General features: G+C 73.5%; 15 protein-coding genes. 2 read left to right on the top strand and 13 right to left on the bottom strand.

Annotated elements, in window-relative coordinates:
- Positions 1–55: 55 nt before the first annotated feature.
- From IE295_RS20620 to IE295_RS20635, 4 genes are all read right to left on the bottom strand, one after another.
- Positions 56–1,537, bottom strand: a complete 1,482-nt coding sequence (locus IE295_RS20620) for an LCP family protein (RefSeq protein ID WP_224323340.1) — start codon at positions 1,535–1,537, stop codon at positions 56–58.
- Positions 1,538–1,587: 50 nt separating this feature from the next.
- Positions 1,588–2,199, bottom strand: a complete 612-nt coding sequence (nadD, locus tag IE295_RS20625; RefSeq protein ID WP_190065194.1) for a nicotinate-nucleotide adenylyltransferase — start codon at positions 2,197–2,199, stop codon at positions 1,588–1,590.
- Positions 2,200–2,254: 55 nt separating this feature from the next.
- A complete protein-coding gene (locus tag IE295_RS20630; RefSeq protein WP_190065195.1) occupies positions 2,255–2,416 on the bottom strand; it encodes a hypothetical protein in 162 nt (53 codons plus the stop codon).
- Between the two features lie 96 nt (positions 2,417–2,512).
- Positions 2,513–2,683 (bottom strand): hypothetical protein, encoded by a 171-nt coding sequence (locus tag IE295_RS20635; RefSeq protein ID WP_190065196.1) that lies wholly within the window; start codon positions 2,681–2,683, stop codon positions 2,513–2,515.
- Positions 2,684–2,747: 64 nt separating this feature from the next.
- Here IE295_RS20635 and IE295_RS20640 point away from each other — a divergent pair, with 64 nt between their 5' ends.
- Complete coding sequence (locus IE295_RS20640; RefSeq protein ID WP_372479218.1) at positions 2,748–3,971, top strand: M48 family metallopeptidase; 1,224 nt, start codon at positions 2,748–2,750, stop codon at positions 3,969–3,971.
- Positions 3,972–4,034: 63 nt separating this feature from the next.
- Here IE295_RS20640 and IE295_RS20645 read toward each other — a convergent pair whose 3' ends face one another.
- The 5 genes from IE295_RS20645 to proB all read right to left on the bottom strand — a co-directional run bounded on the left by IE295_RS20645 (position 4,035) and on the right by proB (position 9,135).
- On the bottom strand, positions 4,035–5,114 hold the full coding sequence (locus IE295_RS20645) for an SCO2583 family membrane protein (RefSeq protein WP_190065197.1): 1,080 nt from the start codon (positions 5,112–5,114) through the stop codon (positions 4,035–4,037).
- A gap of 161 nt (positions 5,115–5,275) precedes the next feature.
- The gene (locus IE295_RS20650) at positions 5,276–5,905 is read right to left on the bottom strand and encodes an SCO2584 family spore wall biosynthesis protein (protein ID WP_190065198.1); all 630 of its coding nucleotides are present in this window, start codon (positions 5,903–5,905) and stop codon (positions 5,276–5,278) included.
- Between the two features lie 55 nt (positions 5,906–5,960).
- Positions 5,961–7,271 carry a glutamate-5-semialdehyde dehydrogenase gene (locus IE295_RS20655; RefSeq protein WP_190065199.1) on the bottom strand — a complete coding sequence of 437 codons (1,311 nt, stop codon included), beginning with the start codon at positions 7,269–7,271 and terminating at the stop codon, positions 5,961–5,963.
- A 145-nt stretch (positions 7,272–7,416) separates the two neighbouring features.
- Positions 7,417–7,869 (bottom strand): DUF8830 family protein, encoded by a 453-nt coding sequence (locus IE295_RS20660; RefSeq protein WP_190065200.1) that lies wholly within the window; start codon positions 7,867–7,869, stop codon positions 7,417–7,419.
- 186 nt (positions 7,870–8,055) lie between these two features.
- Positions 8,056–9,135, bottom strand: a complete 1,080-nt coding sequence (gene proB / locus IE295_RS20665) for a glutamate 5-kinase (RefSeq protein ID WP_308013133.1) — start codon at positions 9,133–9,135, stop codon at positions 8,056–8,058.
- Positions 9,136–9,429: 294 nt separating this feature from the next.
- On the opposite strand from proB, the gene IE295_RS20670 reads away from it, so the two are divergent.
- Positions 9,430–11,481 carry a CDP-glycerol glycerophosphotransferase family protein gene (locus tag IE295_RS20670; RefSeq protein WP_190065201.1) on the top strand — a complete coding sequence of 684 codons (2,052 nt, stop codon included), beginning with the start codon at positions 9,430–9,432 and terminating at the stop codon, positions 11,479–11,481.
- 138 nt (positions 11,482–11,619) lie between these two features.
- Here IE295_RS20670 and obgE read toward each other — a convergent pair whose 3' ends face one another.
- The 4 genes from obgE to IE295_RS20690 all read right to left on the bottom strand — a co-directional run bounded on the left by obgE (position 11,620) and on the right by IE295_RS20690 (position 18,103).
- Entirely contained in the window at positions 11,620–13,062 is a 1,443-nt protein-coding gene (gene obgE / locus IE295_RS20675; RefSeq protein WP_190065202.1) for a GTPase ObgE, read from the bottom strand.
- A gap of 126 nt (positions 13,063–13,188) precedes the next feature.
- Positions 13,189–13,443, bottom strand: coding sequence for a 50S ribosomal protein L27 (gene rpmA / locus IE295_RS20680; protein ID WP_071963337.1), 255 nt, complete (start codon positions 13,441–13,443; stop codon positions 13,189–13,191).
- Positions 13,444–13,457: 14 nt separating this feature from the next.
- Positions 13,458–13,778, bottom strand: a complete 321-nt coding sequence (rplU, locus tag IE295_RS20685) for a 50S ribosomal protein L21 (RefSeq protein ID WP_086568924.1) — start codon at positions 13,776–13,778, stop codon at positions 13,458–13,460.
- A 227-nt stretch (positions 13,779–14,005) separates the two neighbouring features.
- Positions 14,006–18,103 (bottom strand): Rne/Rng family ribonuclease, encoded by a 4,098-nt coding sequence (locus IE295_RS20690; protein ID WP_190065203.1) that lies wholly within the window; start codon positions 18,101–18,103, stop codon positions 14,006–14,008.
- Positions 18,104–18,222 lie beyond the last annotated feature (119 nt).

Raw genomic sequence — 18,222 nt, forward strand, 5'->3', positions numbered from 1 at the left:
TCTCACGACCCGCCGACAGCACTCCCGGGGTTTTCCGCCCCCGCCCGCGGGCCCCTCAGCGCGTGCGGGGCAGGTAGTCCCGGCCCAGGACCACGGCGACGTCGGCGTGCGCGGGAACCTCGCCCCGGCGCACCGCGCGCTCGGGCAGGCCCAGCGTCCTGGCCACCTCCCGGGCCTCGGCCGCCCGGCCCTCCTCGGCGTAGAGCACCGCGGAGGCCGCCCGGGGCGCCCTCGCCGTGCCCGCGCCGATGGCGGTGTAGCCGCCGTTGGCCAGGGTGACCCGCGCCGATTCGGCCGCTCCCGCGTCCCCTGTGGCGTTGTTCACGCCGACCCGGGGCGGCGCGTTCCCGGCGGCGTCCCGCGCCGCGCCGCCCAGCACCTCCTCGATCAGGGTGTCGGCCGCCCGGCCGCCGAGCGTGCCGTCCGCGCGCACGGGCAGGACGGTGGTCTCGTACGAGCCCGCCTTCGCCTTCGCCGCGAGGCGGGCCAGCGAGGCGCCGAGCTGCTCGGTGCTGAGCGAGGGGTCGGGGATCTGGGCCAGGGACTCCACGGTCGTGGTGGCCGCCCGGGGGTCGCCGGACATCTTCCGCAGCACCGCCTGCATCACCCGCCCGAACCGCGTGAGCTGCGCGGTGCGCCCCTCGCCGGCCGCCCGGTAGGTGGCGTACGCGACCGCCGCCCGGCCGCCGAGGCTCTGGCCCTCGCCCCGGGTCACCAGCGGGCGGTCGCCGCGGCCGGCGCCCGGCACGGCGGTGTCCGTGTCGACGGTGACGCCGCCGACGAGCTCGACCAGGTTCTCCAGGTAGGGGGTGTCCAGCCGCCAGCTGCCCTTGATGCCGGTGCCGAGGAGGGTGTTCAGGGCGTCGCGGGTGCCGCCCGTGCCCGCGTCCAGCACCGATCTGCCGAGCGTCGTCGCGCCGCCGCCCTCCCTGGCCACGGCGAGCGAGTCGGGCAGCAGGAGGGTGGTGCCCTTGTGGGCGCGCTCGTCGTCGACCAGCAGGGCGGTGGAGCTCTCGCCGCCCCTGGTCTGCCGCAGGTGCACGACGATCACGTCCCGCACGCGCGTACCGCCCGTCGCCGCCTCGTCGCGTTCATCGCCGCCTCCGGACAGCAGGAGCCAGGTGATGCCGCCCACGACGGCGAGGCCGAGCACCACGGCCACGGCGGTCACGCGATTGCGGCCCCTGCGCCTGCGCTCGCCGCGGCGTTCGGCACGGCTCGCGCTGAACTTGAGCCAGTCGATGACGTCCTGGGAGTCCTCGTCCGGCTCCTCCACGAAGGCGAACTGCTCGGTGCGGTAGTCCGGGGCGTCCGGAGCCGGCCGTGGCTCGGGGATCTGCGGGGAAGCGGGGGCGGGGGCGGAAGCGAGGGCGGTGTCGGGGGCGGGTGCGGGTGCCGACGGGCCCGCCTGGCGGGGGATCCACTGCCCGTACTGGTCGTACACGCGCTCCGGGGCGTCCGGGCGGTACACGGGCCGCCCGTAGGCGTCGTAACCATGGACCTGCTGCCGCGGCTGCGAATCCTGTCGGTCGTTCACCAGCGCCCCTCGGTGCCCCTCGAGCCGGAGAACCGCCGTCGCGGTCGCTCTCAGCGGTCGTGACGGTACAGCTTGCGCTTGTCGATGTAGCGCACCACACCGTCGGGCACGAGGTACCAGACGGGATCGCCCTGAGCCACCCGGGCGCGGCAGTCGGAGGAGGAGATGGCCAGGGCGGGGACCTCGACGAAGGAGACCCGGTCCTCGGGCAGTCCGGGGTTGGCCAGTATGTGCCCCGGTCGGGTGACACCGATGAAGTGCGCGAGCGAGAAGAGCTCTTCGGTGTCCCGCCAGGTCAGGATCTGCGCCAGCGCGTCGGCGCCGGTGATGAAGAACAGGTCCGCGTTCTCGTTGAGGACGCTCAGGTCCCGCAGGGTGTCGGTGGTGTAGGTCGGGCCGCCGCGGTCGATGTCGATCCGGCTGACCGAGAACTGCGGGTTGGACGCGGTGGCGATCACCGTCATCAGATAACGGTCCTCGGCCGGGGACACCTGCTTGTGGCTCTTCTGCCACGGCTGCCCGGTCGGTACGAAGACCACCTCGTCGAGGTGGAACTGCGAGGCCACCTCGCTCGCGGCGACCAGGTGGCCGTGGTGGACCGGGTCGAACGTCCCGCCCATCACGCCGAGCCGCCGCTTCACGGGCCCTGTCTGCTCTCCCATGCGTGCAGACCCTACTGGGCGCGGTGACACGCCGGGTCCCCGGGGACCGGCGCGATCAGCGGTCGCGGTTGAAGCGGGTGGTGACCCACAGCAGGAGCAGCAGGATGACCAGCGCGGCGCCACCGGTCATGTAGGGGCTGATGCTCTCGTGGGTGTCCACGTGCTCGCCCTCGGAGGCGAGGCTGACGAGGGCGTTGTGCGCGGAGGCGATGATCACGGCAGGACCTATCCGGGATGGGATCGGGTGGAGACTTCTGCCACATCGTATGCGGGGCGCGTCCGCGGGCTCACGCCGACTCCGCGGGAGACGGCGTCAGTCCTTGTCGCGGTACCCGCGCAGCAGGAACCAGGCCACGAGCACGATGCCCACCACGCCGACGATCAAAACCGTGCGCAGCACCACCCCCGGCCCCTGGTCGCCCTTGGAGACGGCGAGGAGCCCGGTGAATCCGGAATGCGCGGTGACGGGGTCGATGACTGCCATGTCCCCACGGTAGCCGTGTCGGTGGTACGGCCTAGTCTGGGGTCCTGAAGCCGGGGGACGGGCCATGATCAAGCCCACTGAGGGGGTCTCGATGACCGACAGCAACAGCGGCGACGGCGCCATCGGCGGCGAGGGCGGCGACGGCCGCGCCGAGGGCCGCGAGCGGCCGGGGGGATCCGGCCGCAGGCGCTTCCCGGACATCTCCTCGCGCGCCTACGAGCACCCCGCCGACCGCTCGGCCCTGGTGGCGCTGCGCCGGCTGAGCGGCTTCGACACGGTCTTCAAGGCCCTGAGCGGACTGCTGCCCGAGCGCAGCCTGCGCCTGCTCTACCTGTCGGACTCGGTGCGGGTGAGCGAGCGGCAGTTCCCGCACCTGCACGAGATGCTGCTGGACGCCTGCGCCGTCCTCGACCTGCCGGGCGTCCCGGCGATGTACGTCGTGCAGGACCCCAAGCCGGGCGCGATGTGCATCGGCCTGGACGAGCCGATCGTCGTCGTGAGCACGGGCCTGGTGGAGCTGCTGGACGAGGACGAGATGCGGGCGGTCGTGGGCCACGAGGTGGGCCACGCCCTGTCGGGCCACGCGGTCTACCGCACGATCCTGCTGTTCCTGACCAACATGGCGGTCAAGGTCGCCTGGATCCCGCTGGGCAACCTGGCGGTGATGGCGATCGTGACGGCGCTGCGCGAGTGGTTCCGCAAGTCCGAGCTGTCGGCGGACCGGGCCGGTCTGCTGGTGGGCCAGGACCTCCAGGCGTCCATGCGCGGGCTGATGAAGATAGCGGGCGGCAACCACCTGCACGAGATGAACGTGGACGCCTTCCTGGAGCAGGCGGACGAGTACGAGAAGGGCGGCGACCTCCGCGACTCCGTGCTGAAGATCATGAACATGCTGCCGCGCAGCCACCCCTTCACCACGGTGCGGGCGGCGGAGCTGAAGAAGTGGTCGGAGAGCCGTGACTTCCAGCGCCTCATGGACGGCCACTACCCCCGCCGCTCGGAGGACAAGGACGCCTCGGTGTCCGACTCCTTCCGGGAGTCGGCGAACCACTACGCGGAGTCGGTGCGCGCCAGCAAGGACCCGCTGATGGGCCTCGTGCGGGACATCGCGGGCGGCGCGTCGGGGCTGGGCGGCCGGCTGAAGGACACGTTCGGCGGAGGACGCACCTCCGGGGGCGCCAAGAACGACGGGGCGGCCAAGAGCGACGGGCCGGCCAAGGACGGCGGGCCGGCCAAGAGCGACGGAGCTGCCAGGAGCGACGGGCCGGACGACTCGCCGCTGCCGTAGCCCGCGAGGGGGCGGGCTCCCGGGCCCGGGCCGCCGCCGGCCCCGGGTCCGTACGCGGCCCGCTCAGCGCTTCGGCGGGGTGGGCTGGGTGCCCGGGGCCAGGGTGCCGCAGAGGTCGGCCGTCGTGGGGCCCGTGGCGTACGGGTCCGTGCCCGCCGGGCCCTCGGCGGCGGCCTTCTGGCCGGCCAGCAGCGGGCGGAGGTAGGTCGCGTCGTCGGCGGCACAGGACTCCGGACCGGCCTGCAGGGCGCTCTGCAGCACCTGCACATGGTGTTCCTGCAGGTCGTCGCGGTCGAAGCGGAAGTGCATCGTGCGCCGCACGGTGAACAGCGAGGCGTCCGAGGGGTCGCCCTTCGCCGCGCGGACGGCGTAGACGAACGTGTGGTCGGAGGTGACCTCCAGCGCCGCCGGGGACGCCTCGACGACCGAGAAGGTGCCCTGCGTGCGCACGACGGGGTCGGCGAGGGCCACCTGGGCGGGGTCGAAGCGCACCAGCCAGCCCGTGGCCGCGTGCCGGCCGTCGTCGGCGGGGCGGCCCAGGCTGCGGTCGAACTGGTCCAGCTGCGAGGGGGCCAGCAGCAGGCGGACGCCGCGCTGGGCGCCGCCGGTGAGCACGGCCGGGTCGAGCGCGGACTTGACGGTGTACTCCTTGGCCGTGGCGAGGGCCGTCATCACCAGGCTCTCGGAGAAATTCTGGGTGCGCCGTGCGGCCGGAAGGGTGACGCCCTCGGCACCGTGGCGGAACTGGGCGGCCGGGCTGTTGGCGAAGAGGTCGCCCGCAGCGGCCGCTCCGGGCACCGGATCGCGCGGCGCCAGCGGGACGAGAGTGATCCGCAGCGGCTCGGCGGACGGGGGCCTCGGTTCCTTGTAGGGGTGGCGCAGGCCCATGTAGACGGCGGTGCCGAAGGCGAGGGCGATCAGCATCACCAGGAGCAGCACCTGCCGCGAGGCGCTGACGCGTGCCCAGGCGTGCCGGGTCCGGACGGCGGGCGCGTGGTCGTCCATGCGCTCGCGCGCGGAGAACTCCTGGAGCCGGGCAGCACGCACGAACGATTCGTCGAAGACGACGGATCGGTACTCTTCCTCACCGCCTCCCTGGGGGCCCTCGGGCGTGCCCTCAGGGGGGTCTCCAGGCCCGTTCATATCTCAAGAGTAGGTCCGTGGAGCGCCTGGTAAACGCCCTGGTACGCGACAACTTCCTACGAAATTCCAAGCTGCCCGCAGGAGCGCGGCGTCCTTGGCCCAGGCTGTCGCGGCCAGTCACCGAATGACAGAAAGTCACCGGAATCGCCCGGATGTGACCGTCAGTGCTGGGGTGGCACGGCAGAGGCCACCGGTGGCTCGGAGTCGGCCGACACCGACGGCAGGGGCCCCTGGCGCTCCCCCGCCGGGGCGTCCACGCCGGTCCTCGCGGGCGGCGGGGCGGGCTCCTGACCCTTGCCCGAGGAGGCGCCGCGGTAGACGGCGGTGAAGGCGAGGGCCACCACGCCGATGCCCATGACCACGGCGAGCACCCAGGCCACCGGGCGGTGCCAGCGGGCATGGCCGCGGTAGGGGCCGCGCACGATGCCGTAGCGGCCGTAGGGGCCGTAGGCGTCGTCCGGGTCGAGGTCCCGGGCCAGGCCGTGCAGCTCCCCCAGCCGGTCGGCGTGCGGCCCGGCCGGGCCGCCGGCCGGGCCGAGGGCGCGGTCGTCGTCGTACGGGTCGTCGTCGGCGGAGCCGCCCCCGGCCCGGGACCACGCGGCGTCCGCCTCGGCGCGGGCCCGGTCGGCGGCGAGCATCCGCTCGACCGCGGAGGGTTCGTGGATCGCGGCGGACCGCACGAACTCCTCGTCGAAGACCACGGAGGCGAACGCGTCGTCCGCGTCTCCATGGCGGTGGCTGTCGGGCTCCTCGCCGTCCGGGAACGGCCTGCCCCCCACGTCGTCCGGCACCCGTCCAGCGTAGACCCGAACCGGTCAATCCGCGCGGCCGGTACGGGAATTAGGCCTACCGCCCGCGGATGTGACCGTCGCCGGTGACGATGTACTTGGTGGACGTCAGCTCCGGCAGCCCCATCGGCCCCCGGGCGTGCAGCTTCTGCGTGGAGATCCCGATCTCGGCGCCGAAGCCGAACTGGCCGCCGTCGGTGAAGCGCGTGGAGGCGTTGACCGCGACCGTGGTGGAGTCCACCAGCTGGGTGAAGCGACGGGCGGCGGCCTGCGACGTGGTGACGATCGCCTCCGTGTGCCCGGAGGTCCACAGCCGGATGTGGCGCACGGCCGCGTCCAGGTCCTCCACCACGGCGGCGGCGATGTCGTACGAGAGGTACTCCGTCTCCCAGTCCTCGGCCGTCGCGGCCACGACCGTGGCGCCCGAGTCCGCGGCGGCGGCGAGCTCGACGACCCGCTCGTCGCCGTGCACGGTCACGCCCGCCTCGGCCAGGGCCGCCAGCGCGAGCGGCAGGAAGCGCTCGGCGATGTCCTGGTGGACCAGCAGGGTCTCGGCGGCGTTGCAGACGCTGACCCGGCTGGCCTTGGAGTTGATCAGGATCTCGACGGCCATGTCGAGGTCGGCCTCGGCGTCGACGTACACGTGGCAGTTGCCCGTGCCCGTCTCGATCACCGGGACGGTGGACTCCTGGACGACCGTGCGGATCAGCGAGGCGCCGCCGCGCGGGATCAGCACGTCGACCATGCCGCGGGCGCGCATCAGCTCGCGGACGGACTCCCGGCTCTCGCCCGGGACCAGCTGCACGGCGTCCGCCGGCAGCCCGGCCCCGCCGACCGCGTCGCGCACCACGCGCACCAGGGCGGTGTTCGAGGCGTACGCGGAGGAGGAGCCGCGCAGCAGCACGGCGTTGCCCGACTTCAGGCACAGGGCGGCGGCGTCGACCGTCACGTTCGGGCGGGCCTCGTAGATGATGCCGACGACGCCGAGCGGCACCCGCACCTGGCGCAGGTCGATGCCGTTGGGGAGCGTGGAGCCGCGGACGACCTCGCCCACCGGGTCGGGCAGGGCCGCGACGTCCCGGACGTCCTGGGCGATGGCCCGCACCCGCTCGGGGGTGAGGGTGAGCCGGTCGACGACGCTCTCGCTCGTACCGGCGGCCCGGGCCTTGGCGACGTCCTCGGCGTTGGCCTCGAGGATCTCGCGCGTGCGCACCTCCAGCGCGTCGGCGATGGCCAGCAGCGCCTCGTCCTTCGCCGACCGTGGCAGCGGCGCCAGCTCGGCGGCGGCGGCGCGGGCGCGGTAGGCGGCGCGCAGCACCGGGGACTGCGGCATGGGGTCGGCGAGGGGGGAGGGGAAAACGCTGCTCATGGCCGCAGCCTAACCGTGGCACGGGCCGCGGCCATCCGGTATTCCACACTCCGGGACGGCCGGTATGACCGGAGCGAGACGACGGAACGGACGACGCGGCCGCGGCGGGCCACGGGATCCCGCGCGAGAACGGCACGGGGGCGGGTCAGAAGGGATGCACTCCCACCGGGGTGGCCGGCAGCGGGCCGTACCCCTCGGCGATGCGCTGGTGGTAGGTCTCGCGGTCGATGACCTCCAGGCCCACGATCTCCCACGGCGGCAGCCGGGCGGTCGAGCGGTGCTCGCCCCACAGCCGCAGCGCCACGGCCGCGGCGTCGTGCAGGTCGCGCGCCTCCTCCCAGTAGCGGATCTCGGCGTGGTCGTTGGCGTAGCGGCTGGTCAGCAGGAAGGGATGGTCGTGGGCGAGCTGCTCCAGCGCCCGCCGGACCTCCCCCAGCGGCGCCTCGGCACCCGAGACGCTGAGCGTGACGTGCCACAGCCGCGCGGCCGCGTCGTGCGCGGCCTCCTCCGCCCGATCCCCCGTGTCGCCTGTCCCGACGCTGGTCAGTGCCCGCCCAGCCGTCCCTCGGGGCAGCGCCCCTGGGCGCCCTCGTCTCACCGGCGGCCTCCTTGCTCGCTGCTCCGCGCGCGTGCGGCGGAGCCGTGGTGCCGAGGGGCCGTGCGTCCATCACGGCCCCATGCATCAAAGTTGACCAGTCCGGGGGCGGCCGCGTGACGGTTTTACGGAAAGGCTCCATGGAAAGGCTGGCCTTACCGAGCCTTTCTCGCCTTTGCGTAACGTTCGTCAGCGACGCAGCACGACCAGGTCGTCGCGGTGCACGACCTCGCGCTCGTAGCCCGGCCCGAGGTCACGGGCCAGGTCACGGGTGGAGCGGCCCAGCAGCTGGGGGATCTCCGCAGCGTCGTAGGTGACCAGCCCGCGGGCCACGGCCCGCCCCGTGCCGTCCCGCAGCTCCACCGGGTCGCCCGCGCTGAACTCCCCCTCGACCGACGCGATGCCCGCCGGCAGCAGCGAGGCCGTCCCCTCGATCACGGCCCGCACCGCCCCGTCGTCCAGGGTCAGGGCGCCGCGCGGGGTGGAGGCGTGCGCCAGCCACAGCAGACGGTCGGCCGAGCGGCGGCCGGTGCGGTGGAAGTACGTGCCCGTGCCGTGGCCCCGCAGGGCGTCGGCGGCCTGGCTGGCGGAGGTCAGCACGACCGGGATGCCGGCCGCGGCCGCGATCCGGGCGGCCTCGACCTTGGTCACCATGCCGCCCGTGCCCACGCCGGCCTTGCCCGCGCTGCCGATGGAAACGCCCTCGAGATCGGCCGGACCGGCCACCTCGGCGATCCGAGAGGTGCCCGGGAGGCTGGGATCGCCGTCGTAGAGGCCGTCGACGTCCGACAGCAGGACCAGGAGGTCGGCCCGGACCAGATGGGCGACGAGGGCGGCCAGCCGGTCGTTGTCGCCGAAGCGGATCTCGTCCGTGGCGACCGTGTCGTTCTCGTTGACGACCGGCACGGCCCCCATGGCCAGCAGCTGGTCCAGCGTCCGGCGGGCGTTGCGGTAGTGCGCCCGCCGGCTGGTGTCGTCCGTGGTCAGCAGCACCTGCCCGACCCGGCGGCCGTAGCGGGCGAACGACGCGGTGTAACGGGCGACCAGCAGCCCCTGGCCCACGCTCGCGGCCGCCTGCTGCCGGGCCAGGTCGCGCGGGCGGCGGTCCAGGCCCAGCGGCGCGAGACCGGCGGCGATCGCACCCGAGGAGACCAGGACGACCTCCTTGTCCCCGCCGGCCTTGGCCAGCGTGTCGACCAGCGCGTCAACGCGGTCCGCGTCCAGTCCCCCGCCCGCGGTGGTGAGGGAGGAGGACCCCACCTTGACCACGATCCGGCGGGAGGACACGACCTCGCGCCGGACCCCGTGCAGCTCGCCTGCCCCTGTCAACGTACGTACACCCCTGTGATCGCCGTAGCTATGCCTGCCTGCTCAGGCAGGCAAATCTACCGCCTGACGATTGTGGTCGTTCGACCCTATTTTGTGCTGGTTGACATGGGGGAAGATTGCTCCCGGACCAGCGACCGTCATACGGTCGGTGGTCGACCGTTGTCCACCGCGGGCTCCGCGCGCCACGACGGTTCCCCCCATGAATCCCTAGTCCTCCTGCCAGGAGCCCGTCCAGTGCCTTCTGCCGGAACAGCCTCCCGCCGAGCCGTACAGCTCGCGGCGCTGCTCGCGATGCTGGTGTTCTTCGCCACCCAGCTCGTCGGCTCGCTGCTGCCCAATGTGCCGCTCCTCATCACCGCCTCGGCGGCGGGCCTCGCGCTCGATCTCTATCTGCAGCACCGTGACCCCGGTCTCGTCGCCGTACTCGGCAAGATCCGCTTCGACGTCATGGTGCGCCAGCTGCTGCGCGACATGCTGCTGCTGATCGGGCTGGTGCGGCTGCACGGCGACGGCTCGCTGCGCGGCTACGTCCCCGTGGTCGCCGGGCTCGCGCTCTTCTACGCCGCCCACCTGGCCTGCCAGGCCGCCGCGATCCTCGTCCGCCGCACCCGCACGCTGCCGTTCCTCACGCGCAACGTCGACACCACCGGGCTGCACCTGACCGCCGCCCCGCCGCGCCTGCTGGCCCGCCAGCACGGCCGCCGGCTGCTGCGCTTCGCGGTCCCCGCCACGGCCGGCCTGCTGGTCACCGCCGGCACGCACAACGCCCTGTGGGCCGGGATCGGCGTCGGCGTCTCGCTGCTGCTGGCCCTCGGCGGCACGCTCTACCTCGCCGGCTGGCTGCGCCCCAAGAAGCGCATCGCCCGCGAGCAGCAGGCCCTGGAGTGGCTCGACCGCTGGCTGGCCGACTACAAGCCGACCATCGGCATGTACTTCTCCGGCGGCACCACCTCGGCCTACCAGGCCAACATGTGGCTCTCCACCCTCGCCGAGCTGGACGGCAACCCCGTCATCGTGCTCCGCGAGCGCTTCATGATGCAGAAGATCGAGGCCACCGACGTGCCGATCGTCTGCATCCCCAAGGTCGTCCACCTGATGGCCCTGGAGACGTCCTCGCTCAAGATGATGCTGCACCCGGCGAACTCCGGTAAGACCTCGCAGGTCCTGCGGATGCCGTCGATCAAGCACTCCTTCATCAACCACGGCGAGAGCGACAAGCTCTCCAGCTGCAACCCCTACTCCAAGGCGTACGACGAGATCTGGGTCGCCGGCCCCGCCGCCCGCGACCGCTACCAGCTCGCCGACATCGGCGTCGAGGACAAGGACGTCGTCGAGGTCGGCCGCCCGCAGCTGGAGCCGATCACGCCGTACGCCGGCCCGCCCACGGGTACGTACACCACCGTGCTGTACGCCCCCACCTGGGAGGGCTGGGACGGCAACCCCGGCAACACCTCGGTCATCCTGGCGGGCGAGAACATCGTCCGCGCGCTGCTCGCCGACCCGGGCGTGCGCCTGCTGTACAAGCCGCACCCCATGACGGGCTCCGTCGACCCGCGCGCCGGCCGCGCCGACGAGCGCATCCAGGCCATGATCCGCGAGGCCAACACCCACCGCTCCGGCCCCCGCCCCGGCGCCGAGGCGGCCGCCGAGCTCGCCCGCCGCACGGCCGAGCTGGACGAGCTGACCACCAGCACGTTCCGGGACAGCGCCGACGAGATCGAGCGGATGCTGCTGCAGGGCACCCCGGAGAAGGGCCGCGCCGCGACCGTCGAGGCCGCCACCGCGGCCTGGGAGGCCGCCTACTGGGCCTCGCTGCCGGAGTGGGAGCACCAGATCATCACGACCGCCCGCCCGGCGCTCTTCAGCTGCTTCAACGAGTCGGACCTGCTCATCAGCGACGTCTCCAGCGTCGTCTCCGACTACCTGATCAGCGAGAAGCCGTACGCGGTCGCGAACACCAGCGGCATGTCCGAGGAGGAGTTCCGCGCGAACTTCCCGACGGTCAGCGCGGCGACCATCCTCACGCCCGAGGCCACCGAGGTGGCGGGCCTGATGGCCGCCGTCCGCGACCCCGCCCTGGACACTCTCGCCGAGGCCCGCGCCGAGCTGAAGGTCCAGCTGCTCGGTCCCTCCGACCCGCCGTCGCTGGTCCGCTTCAACGCGGCCGCGCAGGCGCTGTGCGCGAAGGCGGACGAGCGCCGGGTCCGGATGGAGGCCCGCTCCTCGGAGATCCCCTCGCCGCGTACCGCCGCCGGCACGGCCGACGAGCCGGTCACGGCCGCGTAGCCGCCACGCGCGCCCGCGCGCACGCGTACCCGTCGGGTACGCACACATGACGAAGGCCCCCGGGAGGAGAACCTCCCGGGGGCCTTCGTCATGTGCGTGACGTGGCGGCCGTTTACGTCATGGCCGCCACGGCCGGGCTCACCCGCCGAACGGGTTGAACCCCTCGTACTCCTGCGCCGCCTCGTCGCGCTCGGCGTCGCGGTCACGACGGCGCTGCGCGGCGGGGCGCGGCGCCTCGAGACGGTGGTCCTCGCCACGGCGGCCGAGCATCTCCGCGCCGGCGGCCATCGAGGGCTCCCAGTCGAAGACGACCGCGTTGTCCTCGGAGCCGATGGCCACGCCGTCGCCCGCGCGGGCACCGGCCTTCATCAGCTCGTCCTCGACGCCCAGGCGGTTGAGGCGGTCGGCCAGGTAACCGACGGCCTCGTCGTTGTTGAAGTCGGTCTGGCGCACCCAGCGCTCCGGCTTCTCGCCGCGCACGCGGTAGAGGCCGTCCTCCTCCAGCGTGACCGTGAAGCCCGCGTCGTCGACGGCCTTCGGACGGATGACGATGCGGGTCGCCTCCTCCTTCGGCTTGGCCGCGCGCGCCGCGGCGACGATGTCGGCCAGCGCGAAGGAGAGCTCCTTCAGGCCCAGGCGGGAGACGGCCGAGACCTCGAAGATGCGGAAGCCGCGGGACTCGAGCTCGGGGCGGATGATGTCGGCGAGGTCCTTGCCGTCGGGGATGTCGACCTTGTTGAGGACGACGACGCGGGGCCGGTCGTCCAGGCCGCCGTACTCCTTCAGCTCGGCCTCGATGGCGTCGAGGTCGCTCAGCGGGTCGCGCTCGGACTCCAGCGTCGCCGTGTCGAGCACGTGCACCAGCACCGAGCAGCGCTCGACGTGGCGCAGGAACTCCAGGCCCAGGCCCTTGCCCTGGCTGGCGCCGGGGATCAGGCCGGGGACGTCGGCGATGGTGTAGACGGTCGAGCCGGCGGTGACCACGCCCAGGTTGGGCACCAGCGTGGTGAAGGGGTAGTCCGCGATCTTCGGCCTGGCGGCGGACAGGACCGAGATCAGCGAGGACTTGCCCGCGCTCGGGTAGCCGACCAGCGCCACGTCGGCGACGGTCTTCAGCTCCAGGACGATGTCCTGCGTCTGGCCCGGCTCGCCCAGCAGCGCGAAGCCCGGGGCCTTGCGGCGCGCCGAGGCCAGCGCGGCGTTGCCGAGGCCGCCGCGGCCGCCCTGGGACGCGACGTAGGTGGTGCCCTCGCCGACCAGGTCGGCGAGGACGTTGCCCCGGCGGTCCAGGACGACCGTGCCGTCGGGCACCGGCAGGACCAGGTCCGTGCCGTCCTTGCCGGAGCGGTTGCCGCCCTCGCCGGGCTTGCCGTTGGTGGCCTTGCGGTGCGGGCTGTGGTGGTACTCGAGAAGCGTCGTGACGGACTGGTCCACGACCAGCGTCACGTCACCGCCACGGCCGCCGTTGCCGCCGTCGGGGCCGCCGAGCGGCTTGAACTTCTCACGGTGTACGGAGGCGCAGCCGTGGCCTCCGTTACCCGCGGCGACATGCAGCTCGACGCGGTCCACGAAGGTGGTCATAGCGGTGTGCCTCCAGATACTTACGGGGATGTCTCTGTTGTAACGCGACAAGGGCGGACCCGCTTCCCCGCAGGGAAGCGAGATCCGCCCTCGCTCATCGCTCTACGGCGTCAGGATCCCAGTGGATCAGACGGCCGGAACGATGTTGACGACCTTGCGGCCACGGTGGGTGCCGAACTGCACCGCACCGGCCTGCAGCGCGAACAGGGTGTCGTCGCCGCCGCGACCGACACCGGCGCCCGGGTGGAAGTGGGTGCCGCGCTGGCGGACCAGGATCTCACCGGCGTTGACGACCTGACCGCCGAAGCGCTTCACGCCGAGCCGCTGGGCATTGGAGTCGCGACCGTTCCGGGTGGACGATGCGCCCTTCTTGTGTGCCATGTGTTCTCAGTCCCTTACTTCGCAGCCGTGGGGATGCCGGTGATCTTCACCGCGGTGTACTGCTGGCGGTGACCGATGCGCTTGCGGTAACCGGTCTTGTTCTTGTACTTCAGGATGTCGATCTTGGCACCCTTGTGGTGGTCCACGATCTCGGCCTGGACCTTGATGCCCGCCAGGACCCACGGGTCGCTGGTGACGGACTCACCGTCGACCACGAGCAGCGTGGAGAGCTCGACAGAGTCGCCCACCTTGCCGTCGGAAATCTTGTCAACCTCGACGATGTCGCCGACAGCAACCTTGTGCTGGCGACCACCGCTACGCACGACTGCGTACACGCGGATCTCACTCTCGCTAGTAAACGGGACCGCTGATGCCAGCCGCTCGCACGGGCGAAAGCCCGTGACAGTCCGAATGGACGAGCGGCCTCTCCCGGCATGCCGGGAGGTGTTTGCTCAGTGGTGTGGCGCCACACAGACGCCGACGGTCAAGGTTACGGGGCCTTGACCAGGGGGTCAAACCGGGGTCCGGGCCCCGTGGCGGGGCCCGGACCACCGGATGGAGCTCAGTCCTCCGAGGAGGCCTCGGCGGCCGCGGTCTTCTTGGCCGCCGCCTTCTTGGTGGTGGCCTTCTTGGCGGTCTTGGTGGCCGCCTTCTTGGCCGTGGCCTTCTTGGCGGTGGTGGTCTTCTTCGCCACCGCCTTCTTGGCCGTGGCGGCCTTCTTCGCCGGAGCCTTCTTGGCGGCCGTCTTACGGGCCGTCTTCTTGGCGGGGGCCTCCTCGGCCGCCTCCACGGGCTCCGCGACGGGCTCCTCGGCCGCCACCGGCTCCGCCGCCGGCGCGCTGACGACGACCACGGCCGCCTCCTCCGCACCCGAGGGCGAGCCCGCCGGAGCGGACACCCTGCGCGTCGCCCGGCGGCGCGGACGGGCCGGAGCCGCCGCCTCCACGGGCGCCACGGCCTCGGCCACCGGCTCGGCGGCCTCGGGCTCGACGACGACCTCGGGCTCGGCCACCGGCGCGGGCGCCGGCTCGGGCTCCGCGACGACCTCGACCGGGGCCTCGACGGGCGCCTCGACGACGACCTCGGGCTCGGCCGCCCGCTCCGCACGCGGCGCACCCGCCGGAGCGGACGCCTTGCGGGTCGCCCGGCGACGCGTACGACCGCCGCGCTTGGCGGCCGCCTCGGCCTCGGCCGCGCTGCCGAACCACTCCTCGTCACCGCCGACCGACGGCACCAGGTCCGCCTCGGCCACCGGCACGGGCTCCAGCTCGGGAGCCTCCTCCACGGCCTCCGGCGCGGCGACGGGCTCGGGGGCCTCGGCGGCACCCTTGCCCTTCTTCTTGCCGCGCTTGCCGCCGCCACCGCCGCCGCCCGTGGTCGCCGGCTGGTCCATGTGGACCAGCACGCCACGGCCGTTGCAGTGGACACAGGCCTCGGAGAAGGACTCCAGCAGGCCCTGGCCGACGCGCTTGCGCGTCATCTGGACCAGGCCCAGCGAGGTCACCTCGGCCACCTGGTGCTTCGTACGGTCCCGGCCCAGGCACTCCAGCAGGCGCCGCAGCACCAGGTCCCGGTTCGACTCCAGCACCATGTCGATGAAGTCGATCACGATGATGCCGCCGAGGTCGCGCAGCCGCAGCTGGCGCACGATCTCCTCGGCCGCCTCCAGGTTGTTCCTGGTGACCGTCTCCTCCAGGTTGCCGCCCTGGCCGGTGAACTTGCCGGTGTTGACGTCGACGACGACCATCGCCTCGGTCCGGTCGATCACCAGCGAGCCGCCGCTGGGCAGCCAGACCTTGCGGTCCAGCGCCTTCATCAGCTGCTCGTCGATCCGGTACGTGGCGAAGACGTCGACGTCCGACGTCCACTTCTGCAGCCGGTCCGCCAGGTCGGGCGCGACGTGCGAGACGTAGCCGTGGATGGTCTCCCACGCCTGGTCACCGCTGACGATGACCTTCGAGAAGTCCTCGTTGAAGATGTCGCGCACGACCCGGACGGTCATGTCCGGCTCGCCGTACAGCAGGCTCGGCGAGCTCGTCGAGATCTGCTTCGACTTCTTCTGGATGTCCTCCCACTGCGCCTGCAGCCGCTCCACGTCACGACGCAGCTCGTCCTCGCTCGCACCCTCGGCGGCGGTACGGACGATCACGCCCGCGTCCTCGGGAACGATCTTCTTGAGGATCTGCTTCAGACGCGCGCGCTCGGTGTCGGGCAGCTTGCGGCTGATGCCGGTCATCGAGCCCTCGGGCACGTAGACCAGGTAGCGGCCCGGCAGGGAGACCTGGCTGGTCAGACGGGCACCCTTGTGACCGATCGGGTCCTTGGTGACCTGCACCAGCACCGACTGGCCGGACTTCAGCGCCGCCTCGATGCGGCGCGGGCCGTTGCCCATGCCGAGCGCCTCGAAGTTGACCTCGCCCGCGTAGAGCACGGCGTTGCGGCCCTTGCCGATGTCGACGAAGGCGGCCTCCATCGACGGCAGGACGTTCTGGACCTTGCCCAGGTAGACGTTGCCGACGTAGCTGGTGGCCTGCTCCTTGTTGACGAAGTGCTCCACGAGGATGTTGTCCTCGAGCACGCCGATCTGGGTGCGGTCACCGTTCTCACGGACCACCATCACCCGCTCGACGGCCTCACGGCGGGCCAGGAACTCGGCCTCGGTGATGATCGGCACCCGGCGGCGGCCCTGCTCGCGGCCCTCACGGCGGCGCTGCTTCTTCGCCTCCATGCGGGTCGAGCCCTTGATGGACTGGACCTCGTCGAAGCCCGTGCCGCCCTCCATCCGGGCGGCGCGCTCGCGCGGCTCCCGGACCTTGACGACCGTGCGCTCCGGCTCGTCCGCACCCGGCTCGGTCTCCAGCGCCTCGCCACTGCGACGACGGCGACGGCGACGACGGCGGCTGCCCGCGGACCCGGAAGCGGCGGCCTCCTCGGTCTCCGGCTCCTCCTCCTCGGCCTCGGCCTCGGCGGCGGCCTCCTCGGCCTCCTCCTCCTCGCCGGCCTCGAGCTCCGCCTCGGCGGCCTCACCACGGCGACGACGACGGCCACCACGACGACGACGGCGCGACGGGCGCTCGCCCTGCTCCTCGTCCTCGAACGCGGCGCCCTCGGGCTCCTCGGCCTCCGGCTCCTCCTCGGCCTCGACCTCGGCGGGGACCTCGGCCTGGACCGGAGCGGCCTCGGCGGCCTCGCCACGGCGACGACGGCGACGACGGCCACCGGCGGCGGGCGCGGCCTCGACGGCGGGCTCCTCCGGCTCCTCGCGCTGCTCCCGCTCCTCGGCGGCGGCAGCCGCGGCGGCGGCAGCGGTCTCGGGCGTCTGGAACATCGGCTCGGTGAACACCGGGGCCTGGAACACGGCGGTCGGCGGGCGCACCGCACGACGACGCGTCCGCGCGGGGGCCTCGGCCGCGGCCGGCTCGGCGGCCTCCGGGGCGGCGGCCTCGGCGACGGCACGGCGGCGCGTACGACGGGCACGCGGCTCGGCGGCGGGCGCGGGAGCCTCCTCGGCGGGAGCCTCGGCGGCTGCCTCACCGGCGGCGGCGGAACCGGCCGGACGGGTGACGCGGCGACGGGCACGGGCCGGCTTGGCGGCCGGGGCCTCCTCGACCGGAACGATCGCGGGGGCGGTCTCGGCCATGTCGGCGACGGCCGCGGTCTCCTCGGCCACGAGCGGCGAGGCGGCCAGCGGCTCACCGGTCGGGGCGCTCACGGCACGGGTGGCACGACGGCGCGTACGAGCGGGCTTGGCGGCCGGGGCCTCCTCGACCGGAACGATTGCGACCTCGGCCTCGGCCTCCTCCGCCTCCTCGGCCTCGACGACCGGCTCCGGGGCGACCTCGGCGGCCTGCGGGGCACCGGCGGGCGCGGTGGCCTTGCGGGTGGCACGGCGACGCGTACGGGCCGGCTTCTCCTCCACCGGCGCGGCCTCGACGGCCTCCACCGGCTCGGCGACGGCCTCGACGACCGGCTCCGCAGCAGCCTCGGCGGCCTGCGGCGCACCAGCGGGCGCGGACGCCCGGCGGGTGGCACGACGGCGCGGACGGGCCGGGGTCTCGGACGCGGCGGCGGCCGGGGCCTCCTCCGCGACGACCTCGGGGGCCTCGGGGGCGGCCTCGGCGGCCGGCTCCGCGGTCTTCGGGGCACCGGCGGGCGCGGTGGCCTTACGGGTGGCACGACGGCGCGTACGGGCCGGCTTCTCCTCCACCGGCGCGGCCTCAGCGGCCTCCACCGGCTCGGCGACGGCCTCGACGACCGGCTCCGCAGCAGCCTCGGCGGCCTGCGGGGCACCAGCGGGTGCGGTGGCCTTGCGGGTGGCACGGCGGCGCGGGCGGGCCGGGGTCTCCGGCGCGGCCGGAGCCTCGGCGGCGGCCTCGGGCGCGGCAGCGGCCTCAGGGGCGGCAGCGGCGGCGGGCGCCGCCTTGCGGGTGGCACGGCGACGCGGCCGCGCGGGGGTCTCCGGGGCGGCCTCGGCGGCCGGCTCGGAGGCGGTGTCGGCGGCGGCCGTCACGGCCGCGTCCCCGACCGGCGGACCCGCCGGACGGGACGCCACACGGCGGCGGCGTCGCGGAGGCAGCGTGTCGCTGGGGCTCTCTTCGGTGTTGTTGCCGGGGACGCTCTGCGTCGCCCCGGGCTCGGTGGGCTCAATGGATTCGAGCATGCGGGCGGTTCTCCCGTCACGCTCCCGGGCGCCGCGTCGTGTTCCGGCCCGCCGGTCCGCGTGATGAGCGCGGTACCGCCGTCCGGGGCGCGGTCGCCGCACGGGAGCTGTCGTCTCGC

This window comes from Streptomyces griseocarneus (assembly GCF_014655595.1).
In the GTDB taxonomy this organism is placed as follows: Bacteria; Actinomycetota; Actinomycetes; order Streptomycetales; family Streptomycetaceae; genus Streptomyces; species Streptomyces griseocarneus.

Coding starts and splice junctions, on each gene's coding strand:
- IE295_RS20655 (WP_190065199.1), bottom strand. CDS start 7,271: ATGAGCAGCGTTTTCCCCTCCCCCCTCGCCGACCCCATGCCGCAGTCC.
- IE295_RS20635 (WP_190065196.1), bottom strand. CDS start 2,683: ATGGCAGTCATCGACCCCGTCACCGCGCATTCCGGATTCACCGGGCTC.
- IE295_RS20640 (WP_372479218.1), top strand. CDS start 2,748: ATGATCAAGCCCACTGAGGGGGTCTCGATGACCGACAGCAACAGCGGC.
- obgE (WP_190065202.1), bottom strand. CDS start 13,062: ATGACCACCTTCGTGGACCGCGTCGAGCTGCATGTCGCCGCGGGTAAC.
- rpmA (WP_071963337.1), bottom strand. CDS start 13,443: ATGGCACACAAGAAGGGCGCATCGTCCACCCGGAACGGTCGCGACTCC.
- IE295_RS20690 (WP_190065203.1), bottom strand. CDS start 18,103: ATGCTCGAATCCATTGAGCCCACCGAGCCCGGGGCGACGCAGAGCGTC.
- IE295_RS20645 (WP_190065197.1), bottom strand. CDS start 5,114: ATGAACGGGCCTGGAGACCCCCCTGAGGGCACGCCCGAGGGCCCCCAG.
- nadD (WP_190065194.1), bottom strand. CDS start 2,199: ATGGGAGAGCAGACAGGGCCCGTGAAGCGGCGGCTCGGCGTGATGGGC.